We start from the raw sequence: 19,226 nt of genomic DNA, 5'->3' as shown, positions 1-19,226 counted from the left end.
GCCTAGCTCCCGCGATAGGTGGAATAACCGAAAGGCGAGACCAGCAGCGGCACGTGATAATGCTGGTCGGGGTTGGACAGCACGAACCGCACCGGCACCACATCGAGGAACGTCGCCGCCGTGCCGTCGAGTTCGCGGAAATATTCGCCGACCTGGAACTGAAGCTCGTAGGCCCCCACATTGATATCCGCGCCGCTGAGCAACGGCGCATCGCACCGGCCATCGTCATTCGTGGTCACGTGCCGGACATGGGTGAGAGCGCCATCGACCACCCGATAAAGGTCAATATCGAGCCCCCGCGCCGGATGCCCGTTGGCCGTGTCGAGTACATGGGTGGTCAGCCGCCCCGTTCCGCTCATCGTATGCCCCTCCTCAATACGCAAACCTTCCAACTATCGGCCCAAATGGCGATAAGTGAAAGAGGGGACAATGCAATTTTTTACCACATGGTCTAAAAAATAGCAGCTAAGCTTGGCTCCAGCATTCGGTCTTCATAGGGTTCTCCATGCGTTATCCTCGCAATTTCCAGGGTTACGGCGCCAACCCGCCCCACGCCAACTGGCCCGGCGGCGCCAATATCGCCGTTCAGTTCGTCCTCAACTACGAGGAGGGCGGCGAGAACTGCGTGCTGCACGGCGATGCAGCTTCGGAAGCCTTTCTGGCCGATGTGGTGGGCGCCACCCCCTGGCAGGGCGTGCGGCACTGGAACATCGAATCGATGTACGAATATGGTGGCCGCGCCGGGTTCTGGCGGCTCCATCGCCTGTTTGTGGAAAACGGCCTGCCCGTCACCGTTTATGGCGTCGCCACCGCCCTGATGCGCGCGCCCGAACAGGTTGAGGCCATGCTCGACGCCGATTGGGAAATCGCATCGCATGGGCTTAAATGGGTCGAGCACAAGGACATGCCGCGCGAGGAGGAGGCCGCCCAGATCGCCGAGGCGATTCGGCTGCACACCATCGCCACCGGCTCGCGCCCGCTCGGCTGGTACACCGGGCGCTGCTCGATCAACACCGTGGATCTGGTTTCCGAGACAGGCGGCTTCGCCTATGTTTCGGACACCTATGACGACGACCTGCCATATTGGCGCGTCCACAACGCCAGCCCCCAACTCATCATTCCCTATACGCTATCGAACAACGACATGCGGTTCGTCACCGCATCCGGCTTTGCCAATGGCGAGCAGTTCTTCGAGGCTCTCAAGGCCAGCTTCGATTGCCTTTATCGCGAAGGCAAGAACGGCAGTCCCAAGATGATGAGCATCGGGCTGCACTGCCGCCTCGCCGGCCAGCCGGGCCGCTTCGAGGGGCTGAAAAAATTCGTCGACTACATCAAGGGCTTCGACAAGGTCTGGGTGCCCCGCCGCATCGATATCGCCCGCCACTGGGCCGAGCATCACCCCTATAAGGCCCCCCGCCTTGTCCCTTCGCAAATGGATGCCCCGAGCTTCATGCAGGCGTTCGGGGGCATATACGAGCATTCGCCCTTCATCGCCCAGCGCGCCTGGCAGGCGGAACTGGGGCCGGTCAACGACACCCCCTTCGGCATCCATTTCGCGCTCCGCAACCAGTTCCGCATGGCGAGCGACGATGAACGCCTGGGCGTCCTCAAGGCCCACCCGGACCTTGCCGGGAAACTGGCGGCCGCCAAACGCCTCACCGCCGAATCCACCTCCGAACAGGCCTCCGCCGGCCTTGATGCGCTGACCGATGCCGAACGCGAGGCCTTCACCGATCTCAACACAAACTACACGGAAAAGTTCGGCTTCCCCTTCATCATCGCAGTCCGCGACAACACCAAGGCCTCGATCCTCGACGCCTTCAAACGCCGCGTCGACAACGACCGCGACACCGAATTTTCCACCGCCTGCGCACAGGTGGAACGCATCGCCCAGTTACGGATAGAGGCGCTGTTCGGGGAAGAGTAAGTTATCTGCCCACCCCTCACCCCCAACCCCTCTCCCTCAAGGGGAGAGGGCGCTCAAAAGCCGAAATATCCGCAGGGGTTACCCTTCTCCCCTTGTGGGAGAAGGTGGCCGGAGCGAAGCGGAGGTCGGATGAGGGGTGCTGCGATGCCAGCAAAGAAATCAATGGCCCCGCCCTACTCCACCATCGGCGCTTCCATTTCCATCCCGAACTGATAGAGCGTCAGCCCGGTGGCCTTGCCGTCCGTATCCACCTCGAACGCAATCTGCGCATCGACAATTCGATAGAAATATTCCGTCTCGCTCGTCGGATAGAGCCGCGCCGCCTCCTGCCCCGTCAGAGCCGCGAACAGCTCGCCGTCCTCGGCGTGAACGGTGATGGTGATATCCGGCGAAAGCGCGTAGTCACCCTCGAGCCCGACAAACACCGCCGGATCGACTTCCGCCTCGCGCGGCGGCACGACCAGCGGGATCGAATTGTCGAGCAGGTGCGCGCCCAGATCGTCCACCCCATGCGGGGTCCCGACGTTCGAGAGCACCGCAACTCCTGCGCCCGCTTCGCGCAAAAACCCCACGAACGCCCGCGCGCCCGCCGTGCCACCATTGTGCCAGACCATCTCGTCATCGCCCAAGGGCGTGATGTGCCAGCCCAGCCCCATGCCGGTCACCCCGTCGCCGACCTCAGCATGCCGCGCCGTCGCCAGCGCGATGGCGGGGGCGAGGTCGGTTTCGGTCTCCCCCATCACCGCCGACAGAAAGATGTCGAGATCGTTGACCGTCGAGCGCAGCGCGCCCGCCCCCGCCAGAACGTCCCAGGTCCAGTCATCGACCGGTTGCAGATCGGCGTCGTGCCCTGCCGCATAGCGATCCGAAAGGTCTTCGGGCACAACGAGCATGGTGTCGTCCATCCCCAGCGGATCGAGAATCCGTTCCTTGAGGAGTGTCCCGTAGTCGGTCCCCGCGTTGAGCGCCAGAACGTGGCCGAGCAGGCCCACGCCGAGATTTGAATATTCATAGGATTCGTCGATACCGCGTTCGAGTTCATGGTCCGAAAGAAAAGCGTAAAGATCGTCCGCCGTGTAATCGGCGTAAGGATCGTCGATGTCCCGGGGATCGAAATTGTCCGGCAGCCGGGGCAGGCCCGACCGGTAGGTCGCAAGATCGAGCAGCGTGATCTCCTGCCCGTCGCGTTCGGGCATCGTCACGCCTTCGGGCAGCAGTTCGGCCACCGGCTGGTCCAGCCTCACCTCGCCCCGCTCCACCGCATCGGCCAGCAGAAGCGTCGTGAACACCTTGTTGACCGAGCCGATCTCATAGAGCGTATCGCCATCAACCGCCCTGTCGTCCCCGACGCCCAACGTGCCATAAGAGACGACCCGCGCTCCTTCGGGTTCCACCACCCCGACGACCAGTCCCACACCCTGCCGCTCATTATTGACGCGCCGCTCGAGAAGGGCGCGAATATCATCATCGGGCGGCACCGGCGATTGGGCCATGACCGGCATGGCCAGCGCCACGCCAACGAGAAAAACTGCACTACGCAAAATCAGACTCCGGATAGCTTTGAACCGACATTTCACAAACGAATGTGGCCGGTTTTCGCTCCCCGCGGATCGCGCTACCTGTAAAATCCCTCGCGCAGATTGATGCCGTGTTCGACATAAATCTTCATCGCGCACAGCATGCCCGTCCAGCCCTCGCAATTGCCGTAGGACGATTCGAGGCCGGTTTCCGTCTCTTTCCACCCTTCCTCGGCGATCGTCACCAGCGTGCGCGTGTTGCCGTCCAGCGGCTCGAAGCGCATGGTGACGGTCGTATCGTAGCTCTCCCCGTCCTCCCCTTCGGGCACCGCGCCCCACGTTAGCACGATCTTTTCGTCCGGCACGGCCTCGACCACGTTGACAGGAAACGCACCGGGAAAATCGTGGAAATCCCACGTCACCACCGCACCGGTCTCCAGCCGCCCCTTCGCCCCGCCGGTCGTGAAATAGCCCGAGAGCTTTTCAGGGTCCGCCACCGCCTCGAACACTTCATGCACCGGTTTTGCGATCCGGCCCGAAACCGTGAATTTCAATTCCATCGCACGTCTCCTCGCTGATGGCCCCCGCCCCGTTTCTAGGCTATCAATCAAAAAAACCGACGAGCCGACACAAGGTTGCAATGTCAGACCATACCTATGCCACCCCTCCCGGCGGCCTGCCGCCCCAAAGCCAGCTTCTTTCCGGCCGCGCCGTCTTCAAGCCCGCCTATGCCTTCATTCCCAAAGGCGTGATGAGCGAGATCGTTGCCAGCCTTTTGCCCCATTGGACGGCAACCAAAGCCTGGATCATCGCGCGCCCGCTCTCGGGCTTTGCCGAAACCTTCGCGCAATACATCATGGAGGTGGCGCCCGGCGGCGGCAGCGACCGGCCCGAACCGGACCCCGAAGCGGAAGGCGTGCTGTTCGTCGTCGAAGGCGAGATCGAACTGTCGCTGGCCGGCACGCCCCACACGCTGGCAACGGGCGGCTATGCCTTCATCCCGCCCGGCACCATGTGGGCGCTGCGCAACACGAGCGGCACACCGGCCCGCTTTCACTGGATTCGCAAGGCTTATGAAAAGGTCGAGGGGATCGATATCCCCGAGCCGTTCGTTGCAAGCGACATGGACCTTACGCCCACCCCCATGCCCGATACCGGCGGCGCGTGGGCGACGACGCGCTTTGTCGACCCCGCCGATATCCGCCACGACATGCACGTCAACATCGTCACCATCCAGCCCGGCGCGGTGATCCCGTTCATGGAAACCCATGTGATGGAGCACGGGCTTTATGTGCTCGAGGGCAAGGGCGTCTATCGGCTCAATGACGATTGGGTCGAGGTCGAGGCGGGCGATTTCATGTGGCTGCGCGCCTTCTGCCCGCAGGCGTGCTACGCGGGCGGGCCCCGGCCTTTCCGCTACCTGCTCTACAAGGACGTCAACCGGCACCCGAAGTTGAAACTGTAATGGCTCGCACCATCCGCATCGAACCGCTGGAAAAGGAAGCCTTTGCGCCCTTCGGCCAGGTTTTGACCACCGAGGGCGCGCATCACTTTCCGATCAACAACGGGAAGACCGAGCGCTTCCACGACCTCGCCTCTGTCGAGATCGGCGGCGAAAACGGGCGCACGCTCATCTCGATCTTCCGCGGCCAGCCCTACCCCCTCCCCCTGACGCTAAGCCTCGTCGAGCGCCATCCACTCGGCTCGCAAGCCTTCATGCCGCTCCACGACCGTCCCTTCCTCATAACCGTCTGCCCCGACGACAACGGCAGGCCCGGCACCCCCCGCGCCTTCCTCACCCAACCGGGCGTGGGCATCAATATCGCCCGCAACGTCTGGCACGGGGTGCTGACCGCGCTGGAGAAAGAGGGCGATTTTCTGGTGGTGGATCGGGGCGGGGATGGGGTGAACCTTGAAGAATTCACCTTCGATGAGCCCTATACGGTCACGCTGACCTGACCCGTTCTCCCCATCGCTTCCCCGGCGAAAGCCGGGGCCCATCGCTCTAAATCCCCGCATACCAGTCATAGCCGAGGTCTTCCCAATACCCGCCCTTGCCGCCCCATAGCGGGCTCAAATCTTCCACCAGTTCGATGCGCGAGATGTATTTCGCCATCTTGTAGCCAAGCTGGCGCTCGATACGGACCCGCAGGGGGGCGCCGTTTTCGACCGGCAGGGGCGCGCCGTTCATGCCATAGGCAAGGATCGTCTGGGGATGGTAGGCATCGATCATGTCGATGCTCTCGTAATAGGGCACGCCGCCCGCCCCGCCCGCGTGAACGTCAAAGCAGTGGAACACCACAAACCGCGCCGAGGCGCGTGGCTTCACCTCGCCCAGAATGTGGGCCAGCGGCACCCCGGTCCATTTGGCGATGCAACTCCAGCCCTCCACGCAATCGTGCCGCGTGATCTGCGTGCGCGAGGGCATGTTGTGCAACTCCTCGAGCGACCAGCTCTGCGGCGCCTCGCACAGCCCGCCGACTTCGAGCGTGTAGAGCCCGAAATTGCCCTGCCGGAGAAACATGTAATCCATGGAATTGGGGTTGGTCGCCCCGTTCGGGCGCATCCCCTGCCGGATTTCGCTTTCCGAAAATTCCCGCGCCAGCGCCTCGCGCCCGATAAGCGCCCGCTGCACGCCCAGCGTCAGATCGTTGGCCCCGGCCAGAAAATTCCGCACCGGACTGCCCGGCGCCATCATGCCATCGAACGCATCGCACCCGGCCAGCGCCGTGCCCGCCAGCCCGGCCGCCGCAGCGGTGAGAAACCGCCGGCGCGTCAGCATCAGCTTTTTCATCGTTCCTCCTCCCCTGCATCGATCCGGTATTTTCCGGTGATTATCGAGCGCATCGTGTTGACCGGCCCGGCTAGCACCACCATCGCCACATGGACGACAAAGAAGGCGACCAGCAGCACCATCACACAAAAATGGATCGTCCGCGCCGTCTGCCGCCCGCCGAAAATATCGACGATCCACGGCCAGCCCGCATTGATCCCCGGCGACATGGCCAGCCCTGTGAGGACGATCAGCGGGAAAAGGATCAGCAGCACAAGGCCATAACTGAGCTTCTGCAACGGGGCGTAGCTGCGCCCGTGCCCGAACCGCAACCGCGTATGCCTCGCAACATCTCCCGGCAGACCCTTTATATCCGCCCCGCGCGGAACGATATCACGCCGCAAATGCCCGTTAACGAGACTGGCGACGAACCACACCAGCATGGTCCCCACCAGCGCCCAGGCGAAAAAGAAGTGCACGACCCGCCCGGTCGCAAGGTCCTGATAGGAGGGAATCGTCACCGAGGCGGGAAAGGCCCGCACCCGCGATTGCAGCGGCTGGTCCCCGCCGCCGCTGAAGCCCAGCACGCCCGTGGTCTCGAACCGTTGCCCCCAGACCGTCGTGACCCCGGCCACCCCGCCCTCAGGCGTGCGCTCGGCATGGATCGAAAACACCGAATTGTCGTACGCGAACCCCGATTCCTGCCCGATATAGAGCCGCGGGTGCGCGTTAAAGATCTGCAATCCGCTCAGGAGCAGGAAGAACAGGCACACCACCCACGTCCAATGGGTCGCCCGCGTCCAGATCGACTGGCGATGGATGACGGGCCCTTTTGCCCGCGAACCTGCCCCGGCCTTTTCCTCATTGCTCGGCGCGCTCATTATCGATTCCTCCGCCCCTCGTCCCGATCCTACCCGCTTCCGGCCCCGGAAAGGAACACTTCACGCAGATTTGCCCGATTGTCACAAATTGACCACATGGTCAAAAATTGGCTTTTCCCGCTCCTCTTTCTGCGCTTAACTGCGCCCCGGAGGCCCGCTTCATCCGCATAACTGTAATCGAAGCGTCGCACCGGCATGGCAAGAGGGGCTTGTCACAGCCTGCTAATTCAAAGGACAGGGAACATGAAACATCTGCTGACGGGCGTATCCGCCCTCGCGCTCGCATTGACGTTCACAGGGGTCGCGCGCGCCGATTTCACTCTCAACATCCTCCACATCAACGATTTCCATTCGCGCTTTGGGCCTGTCACCAGTTCCAATTCCAACTGTGCGCCCGATGCCGATGCGGCGGGGGAATGCTTCGGTGGTATCGCGCGTTTAAAGACTATCATCGATGATACCCGCGCCGGCCTTGGCGATGAGAACGCGGTCCTGCTCGATGCGGGCGACCAGTTCCAAGGCTCACTCTTTTACACCCAGTACCGCAGCGAGATCATCGCCGAATTCACCAACGATCTGGGCATCGAGGTGATGGCTGTCGGCAACCATGAGTTCGATGACGGGCCCGAAGAACTGGCCAGGCTGCTCGATGCGGTCGATTTCCCCATCATTTCAGGCAACACCAATGTCGATAACGAGCCGCTCCTGGCCGGTCGCGTCGCAGGCACCCACGTGCTCGAAATCGGCGGCGAGAAGGTCGGGTTCGTATCCGCGCTTGCCGAAGACACCGACGAAACCTCCTCGCCCGGCGACAATGTGGTCTTCGAGGATGCCTTCACCAGCCTGCGCGCCCAGGTCGATGCACTGACCGCCGCCGGTGTCGACAAGATCATTGCGCTGACCCATATCGGCTACACCCACGACATGGAGATCGCCGCGAACGTTCCCGGCATCGATGTGGTCGTCGGTGGTCACTCCCACACCCTGCTCTCCAATACCGCCGAGGACGCAACCGGCCCCTATCCCACGCTGATCGAAGGCCCGAACGGCAATGAAGTGCCGGTCGTCACCGCCTATCAGTACGGGATATATCTGGGCCATCTGGTCGTTACGTGGGACGATGAAGGCAACGTGATCTCGGCTGAAGGCGAGCCGCTTCTCGTCGATGCCTCGGTCACCCCCGACGAAGGCTATGTCACCCGGCTGGCCGAACTTGAAGAGCCGATTCTCGAGTTGATGGAACAGGTCATCGGCGAAACGACCGAGGCCATCGAGGGCTCGCGCGAAGTGTGCCGCATCGTGGAATGCACCATGGGGAACCTTGTTGCCGACGCCATGCTCGACCGCGTCGCTGCCAGCGGCGGCGATTTCGCCATCCAGAACGGCGGCGGCCTGCGCGCCTCGATCGATGCGGGCGAGATCACCATGGGCGAGGTGCTGACCGTCCTGCCCTTCTCCAACACGCTCGCCACCGTCGACATTTCGGGCGCCGATGTGATCGATGCGCTGGAAAATGGCGTGAGCGATGTCGAGAACGGCGCGGGCCGCTTCCCGCAGGTCGCCGGGCTGCAATACACCTGGGACCAGTCCCAGCCGGCCGGCTCGCGCATCGTCGAGGTTCTGGTGCCCGAGGGAGACGGCTGGGCGCCGATCGATGAAGAGGCCATCTACACCGTCGTCACCAACGACTACATGCGCCGCGGCGGCGACGGCTACGGCACCTTCGCCGAAGGCGACAACCCCTACGACTTCGGCCCGCCGCTCGAACAGGTCCTGGCCGACTACATCGCCAAAATGGGCGGGATCTACGAACCCTACACCGACGGCCGCATCACCGAGGCCGGCGAGTAAGATCGCAACACGGGGCGCGCCTCACGGGCGCGCCCTTTTGGGCATCGTCATTTCATGCTGGCCTTGTGCGTATGGAAGTGCCCCGGAAAAGGAAGCACCCTCCCCTCGACGGGGAGGGCTGGGGAGGGGTGAAGCCACACGCGCAAATCCCAAATGCGCAGCCTCCAAACCCACCTCTACCGCACGCTCAATTCCGCGCGCTTCTCGTCGGAAACAAACCCCAGATCCAGCACCTTTTGCAAATTGGCGGCATGCCGGAAGTCGGGATCGCCAGTCACCCCGCTCATAACGGCTTCGGCAAAGCGGTGATAGTTCGTCGGCACCGCCTCGACCTGCATGTCGCGCCAGGTTTGCGTTTCGATGTCCTCGTCCATGCAGACCCTGAGGTGCGATCCCTCCATACCGTGCTGCACCTCGATGCCGCCCTTTTCGCCATAGGCCCTCAGGCGCAGCGTATTGAGATAGCCCGTCGCCCAGCGCGTTGCATGGACGACGCCGAGCGCGCCGGATGAAAATTCAAGGCTCATGGTGAAACTGTCGTTGGCATCGAGCACATACTCTCCCATCCGCCCGTCCGGCGCCTTCTCGAACGTCTTGAGCCGGCAAAAGGCCCGCTCGACCTCCGCGCCGATCCCGTAGACGGCAAAATCGAGGATGTGGATGCCGATATCGCCCAGGGTGCCGTTCGAGCCATGACCGCGCGAGAGCCGCCAGAGCCAGGTGTCGTCGGTCCGCCAGTCGCCCCACGTCCGCGAGACCAGCCAGCTTTGCAGATAGCTCGCCTCCACATGGCGGATCGTGCCCACCGCACCCGATGCCACGATCTCGCGGAATTTCTGCAACTCGGCCACATTGCGATAGGTAAGGTTCACCATTCCGACCAGCCCGGCCTTTTGGGCTGTCACCGCCATCTCCTCGGCATCGAAATGGTTTGTGGCCAGCGGTTTTTCGCAAAAGACGTGCTTGCCCGCCCCCAGCGCGGCCATGGTCGTCTTGTGGTGGAACCGGTCCGGCGTCACATTGGCGACGGCATCGAACCGGCCCCACGCCAGCGCATCCTCGAGCGAGGCGAACCACTTGCCGATATGATGCGCCTCGGCAAAGGCCCGCGCCCGCTCGCCATCGACATCCACCGCCGCGACGATTTCGACGCCCTCGATGGTGGCAAAATGCGCGGCATGCGCGCGCGCCATATTGCCGGTTCCAAGGATCACAAGCCGCATGGCCGCTCCGTTAACGAAAGGTGGTGGCAATTATAACGGTCAGCGGAAACCGGCTTCGCCGGGCTTGTGCAGCTTTCCGCCGCGCTCCTCGATCGGCTCCAGCGCCTTGTCCACCGGCATGTTGGGTGCATCGAGCAGATGCCGGTAAGGCGCGTTGGGGTTGTATGCCCAGTTGACCGCGTTGCGCAGCACGCGGCCCACATTGGCGTCGTGATAGGTGGGATAAGTCTCATGGCCGGGCCGGAAATAAAAGACGTTCCCCGCCCCGCGCCGATAGGTCAGCCCCGAACGGAACACCTCCCCGCCCTGGAACCAGGAGACGAACACCGTCTCCAAAGGCTCGGGCACCGAGAAGGGCTCGCCATACATCTCCTCGTTCTCGAGCTCGAAATATTCGCCCAGCCCGGCAGCGATCGGGTGTCCCGGATTGACCACCCACAGCCGCTCGCGTTCGCCCGCCTCGCGCCATTTGAGCGCGCAGGGCGTGCCCATCAGCCGCTTGAAGATTTTTGAGAAATGCGCCGAGTGCAAAAGGATCAGCCCCATGCCTTCCCACACCCGCTCCGCCACCCGCTCGACGATCTCGTCGGCAACCTCGCCATGGGCCGCGTGCCCCCACCAGACCAGAACGTCGGTCTCGGCCAGCACCGCCTCGGTCAGCCCGTGCTCGGGGTTCTGCAATACCGTGGTCCGCGCCTCGATTCCCTGATCCTCGCGCAACAGCCGGGCGATCGCCTCGTGCATGCCGTCCGGATAAAGCGAGGCAACCAGCTCGTTTTCCTGCTCGTGGACATTCTCGCCCCAGACCAATGCCCTTACGGCCATCGCCAATCTCCCAAAACGTTTTGGACCTTCATGTCCGGCAGCCTTATCGTGTTTCCAATTCGTTTGGCAGGGGCCAAGTTGCAAGGCCAACAAAAAAGATTGTCTGTGCAAAACGCACAAATCGACACCTGCCGGTCGAAATTTTTTGACCGATTGGAAAAATTCCAGCACTGTCGATGAAACGCACAAGGCAATGATCTACCGCTGCGCTTTCCCATCACTTTGCCGGTCCGGACGCGCGATAATGCGATAGCTTGAGCGATACGCTCCAGAGGAAACGCTTGCAGGCCATGAGCATGGATGCCGAAAATACGAAACCTGTGACCCGCATCCAGCGGGAAAAGCACGAGTTGATCCTCGAAGCCGCGCTCGATGTATTTTCCCAGTACGGTTTTCGCGGGTCGACCATCGACCAGATCGCCGACGCGGCGGGCATGTCCAAGCCCAACCTGCTCTATTATTTCAAATCCAAGGAAGACATCCACGCCCCCCTGCTTGCGCGGATTCTCGACACCTGGCTCGAGCCGCTACGCGCGCTCGACCAAAACGGCGACCCGCTGCCCGAGCTTCAGTCCTACATCCGCCGCAAGCTAGAGATGAGCCGCGATTTCCCCCGCGAAAGCCGCCTGTTCGCCAACGAGATGCTGCGCGGCGCGCCCGGCTTTTCCGACGTGCTGCACACCGATCTCAAGGATCTGGTCGATGAGAAGGCCCGGGTCATCGAAAAATGGATGGCCCAGGGCCGGATCGCCCGATGCGATGCACGCCACCTGATCTTTTCGATCTGGGCCACCACCCAGCACTATGCCGATTTCGACATCCAGGTCCGCGCCGTGCTCGGCAAGGAGCGCGGCGGCGAAACCCGCTTCGAGGACGCCGCCCGCTTCCTCGACCAGTTGTTCCTGCACGGGCTCACGCCGAAGAAATAAGGCACCACCGCACCCCCCTCACCCCCAACCCCTCTCCCACGAGGGGAGAGGGGGGCTCGTGTGGCTGCCCCACGCTTCCCCTTCTCCCCTCGTGGGAGAAGGTGGGCTTTCGCGAAGCGAAAGGTCGGATGAGGGGGCCAGCAATGCTCCCCATGAACGTTGAATATCGATAAGGCCTACTTGTCCGGCGCGAAATAGAGCACGACCAGCCCCAGCCCTGTCACCAGCGCGCCCAACGCCACGCTCGGGCTGGCCCAGCCATGCCCCGAAATCCCCTCATAGACGATGACATAGGCGGGCACGAGATAGCTGTAGGACATCACCTTTGCGGCAGGCAGGCGCATCGAGGCGTATTGGATGAGCGCGAACGATATGATCCCGGTCGCGATCGCCAGATAGAACACCACCGCCCACACCACCGGCGGCAGCGCCAGCCAGTCGATCGTTACGATCTGCGGCAGCCCGTAAAGGGTGAGGCACAGCGCCGTGCCGACCAGAATGTAGAACGTTGCAAGCGCCTGGGGATCGCCCCGGTTGAGCCGGCGCAGCAGCGGCGCATACAGCGCATGGGCGACACAGCCGAAAAAGAAGATGATTTCGCCCTGCCCGATCTTGAAGTCGAGCAGCGTCTCGACGCTGCCCCCGAAAATCATCCACACCGATCCGCACGCCGCAACGGCAAGGCTCAGCAACAGGATCGGCCCGAACGTCTGCCCGGCCAGCAGGAGCCCGAACCCCACGGTCATCAGCGGGGTGAGTGTAAAGACCGCGCTGGTCGATACCGGCGAGGTCATGGTCAGCGCGATGAACATGGTGACGAAATAGATCGCCATCAGCCCGCCCAGCACCAGATAGCGCCACGGCGCACTGGGCCACGCAAACCGCTTGCGCTGGATACCGAACATCCACCCCGCCATCGCCGCCACGGCAACGATGTAGCGCACGACGTTGAGCGAAACCGAATCGATATGGGGCAGCGCCAGCGGCGCCAGCGTGAACGAACCCGCGATCAGCGCCGCAAAGCACACCATCGCCAGATGGCCGCGCAGCTTTTCGGTGCCGGTCGCATGAAGAATCGAGGATCTGATCTCAGTCATGCCGTTGTGCTAGAGGCTTTCAAGGTTTGTCGGAAACGGCCATTTCCTCAGTCGCTATCCCGGCGTTCGCCGGGGAAGCCAACAGAAAGGCCGGGGATTCCGTCAAGGACGGATTTTCTCTAGCACGAAAGCGCCCCGGGCACATCTGCCATTCCGGCAAAAGGCAAGACGCAAAAAGGCCCTGTATGCAGCTTTGGCGCTCCGCATACAGGGCCAAGGGGCAGGCCTCACTCCTGCAGGAGCAGTGTTTAGCCCATCATAATATGACTGTAAAGATCATATTTATAGAAATGCGGATTTTCCTTGCACCCCGCGTCACCAGGCACGGAAGGAACGCCGAACCGGCCTAGTTGAATTCCAGTTCCACCATTTCGAGCCCGAGACGCGACCGCATGGCGCGGCGCTTGTCGGTGAGGTCGGCGATTGTGTAGGAGCGCAGCACGCCGAAGAACGCTTCGAGCGCTTCGGTCAGCGCGCCGTTGAGTTCACACCCGCCCACCAGCGGGCAATTCGTGTCCCCGCCCTCGAAACATTCGGCCAGTGCAAAACTTTCTTCCGTAAGCTTGACCACGTCGAGCAGCGTTATCTCCGCCGCCGGCTGGCCCAGCCTGATCCCGCCATGCCGCCCGCGAACGGTTTCGAGCAACCGGTTCTCGACCAGCGGCTTGATGAGCTTGAACAGGAACAGCTCGGAAATGCCATAGGCCTTGGCGACATCGCTCACCCGCGACAGTTCGGGGTCGTTGACCGCGCAGTACATCAACGTACGGACGGCGTAACTGGTCTGACGGGTCAAGCGCATGAGGGACCTTCCACCAAGGAAAACGAGAATTGCGGCGGCATTTTTCGGGCCGCCAGCATGGCCGTACTTTATAACAATTCTAAACTGTGTCAAGGAAAGGTGAACGGAGCCATCATGTTTAACAGGTAAAACCCCCGTCCCTTTCCCGGCGCCCGTTCCTTCCAATTCTGTAGTATCCTAACGTTCAGCCCTTCGCTTCGATTCTTCCGGAGTTTTCCTTGCCGCGTAAAATCATCATCGATAGCGATCCCGGACAGGACGATGCCGTCGCCATCCTTCTCGCGCTCGCCTCACCCGAGGAGCTCGACGTCCTTGGCATCGTCGCAGTCGCGGGCAATGTGGGGCTCGCCCGGAACGCGAAAAACGCCCTCAGGATCGTCGAGCTTGCCGGGCGCACCGATATTCCCGTCTTTGCCGGCTGCCCCGGCCCGATGATGCGCAAGCTGGTCACCGCCGAGCACGTCCATGGAGACACCGGCCTTGACGGCTCGAACCTGCCCGATCCGGTCAAGACCCTCGAGGACCGGCACGGGGTCGATTTTCTCATCGAAACGGTGATGAGCGCCCCCGAAAACACCGTTACCCTGTGCGCCCTCGGCCCGCTCACCAATATCGCCACGGCGCTCGTCAAGGAGCCCCGCATCGCCGCAAGGCTCGAGGAAATCGTCCTCATGGGCGGCGCCTATTTCGAGGTGGGTAACATCACCCCCGCCGCCGAGTTCAACATCTATGTCGACCCCGAAGCCGCCGCCACGGTTTTTGCCTGCGGCGCGCCCGTAACCGTCATGCCGCTCGACGTCACCCACAAGATGCTGACCACCCCCGGGCGCATGAAGGCATTCCGCGATCTGGGCAACAGGACGGGCGCCGCCATTGCCGGCATGCTCTCGTTTTCCGAGCATTTCGATTTGCAGAAATACGGCTGGGACGGGGCGCCGCTGCACGACCCCTGCGTCACCGCCTGGCTGCTCGCGCCGGACATCTTTTCGGGCCGCCAGTGCAATGTCGAGATCGAAACCGCAAGCGAGCTCACACGCGGCATGACGGTCGCCGATTACTGGCTCATCACCGACAAGCCCCGCAACGCCATGTTCATCCGCGACGGCGATGCCGATGCCTTTTACCGCCTTCTCACCGAACGCCTCGCCCGCCTTCCCTGACAGGAGCCCCCATCATGTCGCATTTCGTATCCACCGCCTGGCTCGCCGATCGTCTCGGAGATCCCGATATCGTCATCGTCGACGGCACCTGGCACATGCCCAATGCGGGCCGCGACGCGCTCGCCGAGTTCGAGGCGGGCCATATCCCCGGCGCGGTCCATTTCGATATCGATGCCATCGCCGACACTTCTTCGGGCCTGCCTCACATGCTGCCCGATGCCCAGACCTTTTCGCGCATGGCGGGCGCGCTCGGCATCGCTCCGGACAAGACCACCATCGTTTATGACGAATACGGCCTTTTCTCCGCGCCCCGCGTCTGGTGGACGCTGAAGGCGATGGGCGCCCGCAACGTAAAAATCCTCGAAGGCGGCGGCCCCCGATGGCGCGCCGAAAACCGCCCGCTGCAATCGGGCCCGGCCAACCCAACGCCCGCCCGCTTCGATGCCACGCCAGACCGCAACGCCGTGGCCGATTTCGATACCGTCCTCGCCGCGACCCGCGCGGGCAGCCAGATCCTCGATGCCCGCCCCGCCGGACGCTTTGCCGGAACCACCCCCGAACCCCGGCCGGAACTGGCCTCCGGCCACATGCCCGGCGCGCGCAACCTGCCCTTTTCCGACCTCATAGCAGAGGGCAGCCTCAAATCACCCGTCGAACTCGAAGCCGCCATCCGGCAGGCCGGGATCGACCCTTCCGCGCCCGTCATCACCTCCTGCGGCTCCGGCGTCACCGCCGCCGTCCTCACCCTCGCCCTCGACACCATCGGCGCACGCGACGTCAAGCTCTATGACGGCTCCTGGACCGAATGGGGCGCACGAAAGGACGCGCCGGTCGAGAAGGATTAGGCATCAGCGTTTGCAGCGAACATCGCTGCCCCCTCACCCCCAACCCCTCTCCCACGAGGGGAGAGGAGGCTCAAGAACCGAAACCACCACAGGGTTACCCTTCTCCCCTCGTGGGAGAAGGTGGCCGGAGCGAAGCGGAGGTCGGATGAGGGGGCCAGCGATGCCAGCAGAAAACTATAGAACCACCGCGTTCAGGCCGCGTCTCGATCAGGCGCCGTAACCCTGTTCCGCCCGTTGCGCTTGGAGAGGTAGAGCGTGTTGTCGGCCTTGCGCATCAGCGTATCGAAGCTCCGGCCCGGCTTGTCGGAAATTGCGATTCCCGCGCTTACCGTGCAGTTCACCCGCACTCCGTCCACCTCGTGCACCGTGCGCGCCATGGCGACCCGGACGCGCTCGGCCAGCGCCGTCGCCTCGGCGACCGAGCGGTCGGGTAGCACCAGAACGAATTCTTCGCCGCCGAGCCGCACCGCCACATCGTCCGCTTCAAGAAATCCGCTGACGATACCCGCGAACGCCTTGAGCACCGCATCGCCCACCGCATGCCCATAAGTATCGTTCAGGGCCTTGAACTGATCGAGATCGAGCACGACGATTGCCGTTTTCACCGGCACGTCCCGCCCCTCGAATAGCTCGTATAGCGCGCGCCGGTTCTTGAGGCCCGTCAGCGGATCGGTCAGCGCGTTGTGCCGGTGCTGCCTTGAAATGCGCTCCTGGTGCACCGTCACCAGAAGCCCCCCGATCCCCGTCAGCGCGATCACCGAGGCGACCAGATTGGCAACCTCGGCCCAGTTCTGTGGCGAGCCGTTATCGAGATAGAGCGGGTTTTCCTGAACGCCCACCACGGCACACAGCACGAACGTTACCGCAAGAATGAAGTGCAAAAGGGCAATCGTTCCCAGCGCGGCAGGAGATTCCGCGCGCATGCGCCAGTATTGCGCGCCGCAATAAAAGACAAGGCCTGCACTCAGCACGTTGACCACCAGAAAGCCCAGCCCGTCAAAACCCAGGGCAAACGCCGCCGCTTGCGGCAGTGCAAGGACGGCCGCAAGCGCCGCCACCTGCTTTCGCGGCAGATATCCGTCCCGGAACTGGACCACGCCGCCCTGATGCACGGCGATGGCGGTGGTCAGCAGGATGCACGCAAGCGCGCCGAGCAGCATGCTGCCGGTCGCGTTGAAGAACGCGAACATGATGACCGAGAGCACGACGATGGCGATCGAGCTCGACCACGTCATGAGGAACCCCGATCCGGGCTGGCGCAGCCAGTTGGTGAACAGCGTAAAGCTCAGAGCAGCGCCCGACGCGCCGACGGCGAGCAGAACCGAACCATAATCGAATGTCATAGATAGAGCGTTCCGTAGCAACGTTGCCCCACCCTAGCGCCAAAGCGTTGACGATGAGTTCATGCCAGCGGTGCGAATTTCCCCTTCCGATCCGCTCAGTCCACGCAAAAATGCCGCGTATATGCGCACAAGGGGCTTTTTTGCTTTTTAATTTGGCAAACTTCTGGTTTCTTCGGGCTTTGCGTTCTGGCCACCGCCGGAACGATCCTGTGTGAATCGCAGCAAGGGGCGTATCCGGGCGTAATGATGCCAATCCTAGAGGTCAGGGACATCCACAAGTCCTTTGGCGAACTTGAAGTTCTGAAAGGCGTTTCGCTCCAGGCGAAAGCCGGTGATGTCGTTTCGCTCATCGGGTCCTCGGGCTCGGGAAAATCGACGCTTCTGCGCTGCATCAACATGCTCGAAGTGCCCAATGCGGGTTCGGTCAGCATCGATGGCGAGCAGATCGCGCTGTCTCCCGAAGGTGCTCACCGGCGTCCCACCAATCCCGACCAGCTCCGCCACATCCGGTCCGAGCTTGGCATGGTCTTCCAGTCCTTCAACCTCTGGTCGCACATGACGATTCTCGAAAACGTCATGGAAGCGCCCCTGCGCGTCCAGCGCCGCCCCTCCGGCGAAGTCCACGCCCAGGCCATGGACCTCCTCGAAAAGGTCGGCATCGCCGACAAGGCCAACGCCTTTCCCGCCCAGTTGTCGGGCGGCCAGCAGCAGCGCGCCGCCATCGCGCGCGCCTTGTGCATCAACCCCAAGATCATGCTGTTCGACGAGCCGACCTCCGCGCTCGACCCCGAACTCGAGGTCGAGGTGCTGCGCGTCATCAAGATGCTGGCCGACGAGGGCCGCACCATGCTCCTGGTCACCCACGACATGAAATTCGCCCGCGACGTCTCCGACAAGGTCGTCTTCCTCCATCTGGGCCGCATCGAGGAGGAAGGCACCGTCGGGGAGGTATTCGGCAACACCAGATCCGACCGCCTGCGCCAGTTTCTGAGCGCCGCCGGTCACGCCTAGCCGGAACGAGATGCCATCATGCGAAGGGAGTTCCGGTTCTCTCACCAACCACACGCTTTCGAGGAGCAATAAAATGAACAAGGTGATTCTCGCCGCTGCCGCGCTGGCAGTCCTGTCCACCGCCGCTCAGGCACAGACTGTGCGCATCGGCACCGAAGGCGCATACGCGCCCTGGAACATCGTCAACGACGCGGGCGAACTCGCCGGTTACGAAATCGATCTCGGCAACGCCATCTGCGAGCAGGCCGGCCTCGAATGCGAGTGGGTCCAGAACGACTGGGATTCGATCATTCCCAACCTGCTCGCGGGCAACTATGACGTCATCATGGCCGGCATGTCTGTCACCGAGGAACGCAAGCAGACCATCGACTTCAGCCAGGAATACTACCCGTCCGACCCGGCCCGCTTCATCGTCATGACCGGCAGCGACATCGATGTCTCAAACCTTTCGGGCGTGCGTATAGGGGTGCAGAGCAACACCATCCAGGCTGCATATATCGAAGAGAATCTCGCCGAGGGGAATACCGTCGTCCAGTTCGCCAACCCCGATCAGTCGATCGCCGATCTGGCCGCTGGTAACGTGGATGTCATCCTCGCCGACGGAAGCTTTCTTGAAAGCGTCGCGGGCGGCGCTCAGGGTGCCTTCGAGCTGGTCGGCGACGGCATCGTCATCGGCGGCGGCGTCGGTGCAGGGCTCCGCAAGGAAGACACCGACCTCATCGCCACCTGGAACGAAGCCCTCGACGCGCTCAAGGCCGATGGCACCGTCAACGAACTGATCATCGAGTGGTTCGGCGAGGACGGCAGCACGTTCTAGAGCACGTCGGCATTTGAAGGAAACGCGCAAGAAACAGCGATTGCGGTTATATCGCACTGGACCCCGGGAACATATCCCGGGGTGACATTGGAAAAAGGTTCAATGCCAAAAACACCGATGTCATTCCCGAATCCAGGGCGATTCCGCCACATCCGCCAGAGCGCGCAGTTTCCATCAAAATCTGAAACGATCTGGAGCACGAACCGCCCGCATCTCATCTTTCCC

19 protein-coding genes are annotated in these 19,226 nt (G+C 62.6%); 9 read left to right on the top strand and 10 right to left on the bottom strand.

Translation table 11 applies throughout. The features are described from left to right. Window positions 1–2: 2 nt before the first annotated feature. The gene (gene uraH, locus DQG18_RS12120; protein WP_116654533.1) at window positions 3–359 is read right to left on the bottom strand and encodes a hydroxyisourate hydrolase; all 357 of its coding nucleotides are present in this window, start codon (window positions 357–359) and stop codon (window positions 3–5) included. A gap of 146 nt (window positions 360–505) precedes the next feature. On the opposite strand from uraH, the gene puuE reads away from it, so the two are divergent. Continuing rightward, window positions 506–1,927 (top strand): allantoinase PuuE, encoded by a 1,422-nt coding sequence (gene puuE, locus DQG18_RS12115; RefSeq protein ID WP_116654532.1) that lies wholly within the window; start codon window positions 506–508, stop codon window positions 1,925–1,927. A 173-nt stretch (window positions 1,928–2,100) separates the two neighbouring features. Here the strand turns inward: puuE and DQG18_RS12110 are convergent, their stop codons facing one another. Together DQG18_RS12110 and DQG18_RS12105 are read right to left on the bottom strand one after the other, a co-directional pair. After that, window positions 2,101–3,468: a serine hydrolase gene (locus tag DQG18_RS12110; protein WP_157970147.1), complete on the bottom strand. Its 1,368-nt coding sequence runs from the start codon at window positions 3,466–3,468 to the stop codon at window positions 2,101–2,103. A 74-nt stretch (window positions 3,469–3,542) separates the two neighbouring features. Next, a complete protein-coding gene (locus DQG18_RS12105; RefSeq protein WP_116654530.1) occupies window positions 3,543–4,004 on the bottom strand; it encodes an SRPBCC family protein in 462 nt (153 codons plus the stop codon). An 80-nt stretch (window positions 4,005–4,084) separates the two neighbouring features. Between DQG18_RS12105 and DQG18_RS12100 the strand changes: the two genes are divergently transcribed. Then, entirely contained in the window at window positions 4,085–4,909 is an 825-nt protein-coding gene (locus DQG18_RS12100) for a bifunctional allantoicase/(S)-ureidoglycine aminohydrolase (RefSeq protein WP_116654529.1), read from the top strand. Beyond that, on the top strand, window positions 4,909–5,403 hold the full coding sequence (locus DQG18_RS12095; RefSeq protein ID WP_116654528.1) for an ureidoglycolate lyase: 495 nt from the start codon (window positions 4,909–4,911) through the stop codon (window positions 5,401–5,403). Before DQG18_RS12100 ends, DQG18_RS12095 begins: the two co-directional genes overlap by 1 nt. A gap of 46 nt (window positions 5,404–5,449) precedes the next feature. Here DQG18_RS12095 and DQG18_RS12090 read toward each other — a convergent pair whose 3' ends face one another. Together DQG18_RS12090 and DQG18_RS12085 are read right to left on the bottom strand one after the other, a co-directional pair. Next, complete coding sequence (locus DQG18_RS12090; RefSeq protein ID WP_116654527.1) at window positions 5,450–6,238, bottom strand: molybdopterin-dependent oxidoreductase; 789 nt, start codon at window positions 6,236–6,238, stop codon at window positions 5,450–5,452. Then, window positions 6,235–7,098 carry a cytochrome b/b6 domain-containing protein gene (locus DQG18_RS12085; protein WP_116654526.1) on the bottom strand — a complete coding sequence of 288 codons (864 nt, stop codon included), beginning with the start codon at window positions 7,096–7,098 and terminating at the stop codon, window positions 6,235–6,237. Before DQG18_RS12085 ends, DQG18_RS12090 begins: the two co-directional genes overlap by 4 nt. 243 nt (window positions 7,099–7,341) lie before the next feature. On the opposite strand from DQG18_RS12085, the gene DQG18_RS12080 reads away from it, so the two are divergent. Beyond that, window positions 7,342–8,949 carry a bifunctional metallophosphatase/5'-nucleotidase gene (locus DQG18_RS12080; RefSeq protein WP_116654525.1) on the top strand — a complete coding sequence of 536 codons (1,608 nt, stop codon included), beginning with the start codon at window positions 7,342–7,344 and terminating at the stop codon, window positions 8,947–8,949. Between the two features lie 176 nt (window positions 8,950–9,125). Here the strand turns inward: DQG18_RS12080 and DQG18_RS12075 are convergent, their stop codons facing one another. After that, complete coding sequence (locus DQG18_RS12075; protein WP_116654524.1) at window positions 9,126–10,172, bottom strand: Gfo/Idh/MocA family protein; 1,047 nt, start codon at window positions 10,170–10,172, stop codon at window positions 9,126–9,128. 39 nt (window positions 10,173–10,211) lie between these two features. Then, complete coding sequence (locus DQG18_RS12070) at window positions 10,212–10,997, bottom strand: ThuA domain-containing protein (RefSeq protein ID WP_116654523.1); 786 nt, start codon at window positions 10,995–10,997, stop codon at window positions 10,212–10,214. A gap of 290 nt (window positions 10,998–11,287) precedes the next feature. Here DQG18_RS12070 and DQG18_RS12065 point away from each other — a divergent pair, with 290 nt between their 5' ends. Beyond that, window positions 11,288–11,926: a TetR family transcriptional regulator C-terminal domain-containing protein gene (locus tag DQG18_RS12065; RefSeq protein WP_198669755.1), complete on the top strand. Its 639-nt coding sequence runs from the start codon at window positions 11,288–11,290 to the stop codon at window positions 11,924–11,926. 176 nt (window positions 11,927–12,102) lie between these two features. On the opposite strand, the gene DQG18_RS12060 is transcribed toward DQG18_RS12065, so the two are convergent. Continuing rightward, complete coding sequence (locus DQG18_RS12060) at window positions 12,103–13,023, bottom strand: DMT family transporter (protein WP_245958451.1); 921 nt, start codon at window positions 13,021–13,023, stop codon at window positions 12,103–12,105. Window positions 13,024–13,369: 346 nt separating this feature from the next. Then, a complete protein-coding gene (gene rirA, locus DQG18_RS12055; RefSeq protein ID WP_116654522.1) occupies window positions 13,370–13,825 on the bottom strand; it encodes an iron-responsive transcriptional regulator RirA in 456 nt (151 codons plus the stop codon). A gap of 218 nt (window positions 13,826–14,043) precedes the next feature. Between rirA and DQG18_RS12050 the strand changes: the two genes are divergently transcribed. Continuing rightward, window positions 14,044–14,985, top strand: coding sequence for a nucleoside hydrolase (locus DQG18_RS12050; RefSeq protein ID WP_116654521.1), 942 nt, complete (start codon window positions 14,044–14,046; stop codon window positions 14,983–14,985). Between the two features lie 14 nt (window positions 14,986–14,999). Then, on the top strand, window positions 15,000–15,830 hold the full coding sequence (gene sseA, locus DQG18_RS12045; protein ID WP_116654520.1) for a 3-mercaptopyruvate sulfurtransferase: 831 nt from the start codon (window positions 15,000–15,002) through the stop codon (window positions 15,828–15,830). 191 nt (window positions 15,831–16,021) lie between these two features. On the opposite strand, the gene DQG18_RS12040 is transcribed toward sseA, so the two are convergent. Continuing rightward, the gene (locus DQG18_RS12040) at window positions 16,022–17,173 is read right to left on the bottom strand and encodes a GGDEF domain-containing protein (protein WP_116654519.1); all 1,152 of its coding nucleotides are present in this window, start codon (window positions 17,171–17,173) and stop codon (window positions 16,022–16,024) included. A 243-nt stretch (window positions 17,174–17,416) separates the two neighbouring features. Here DQG18_RS12040 and DQG18_RS12035 point away from each other — a divergent pair, with 243 nt between their 5' ends. Then, a complete protein-coding gene (locus DQG18_RS12035; RefSeq protein ID WP_116654518.1) occupies window positions 17,417–18,184 on the top strand; it encodes an ABC transporter ATP-binding protein in 768 nt (255 codons plus the stop codon). Between the two features lie 73 nt (window positions 18,185–18,257). Continuing rightward, window positions 18,258–19,001 carry a transporter substrate-binding domain-containing protein gene (locus DQG18_RS12030; RefSeq protein WP_116654517.1) on the top strand — a complete coding sequence of 248 codons (744 nt, stop codon included), beginning with the start codon at window positions 18,258–18,260 and terminating at the stop codon, window positions 18,999–19,001. Window positions 19,002–19,226 lie beyond the last annotated feature (225 nt).

The organism is Pelagibacterium sediminicola (assembly GCF_003390885.1).
GTDB lineage: Bacteria > Pseudomonadota > Alphaproteobacteria > Rhizobiales > Devosiaceae > Pelagibacterium > Pelagibacterium sediminicola.
Note: the sequence above shows the minus strand (reverse complement) of the source record. Positions and strands in the feature narration are given on the sequence as shown.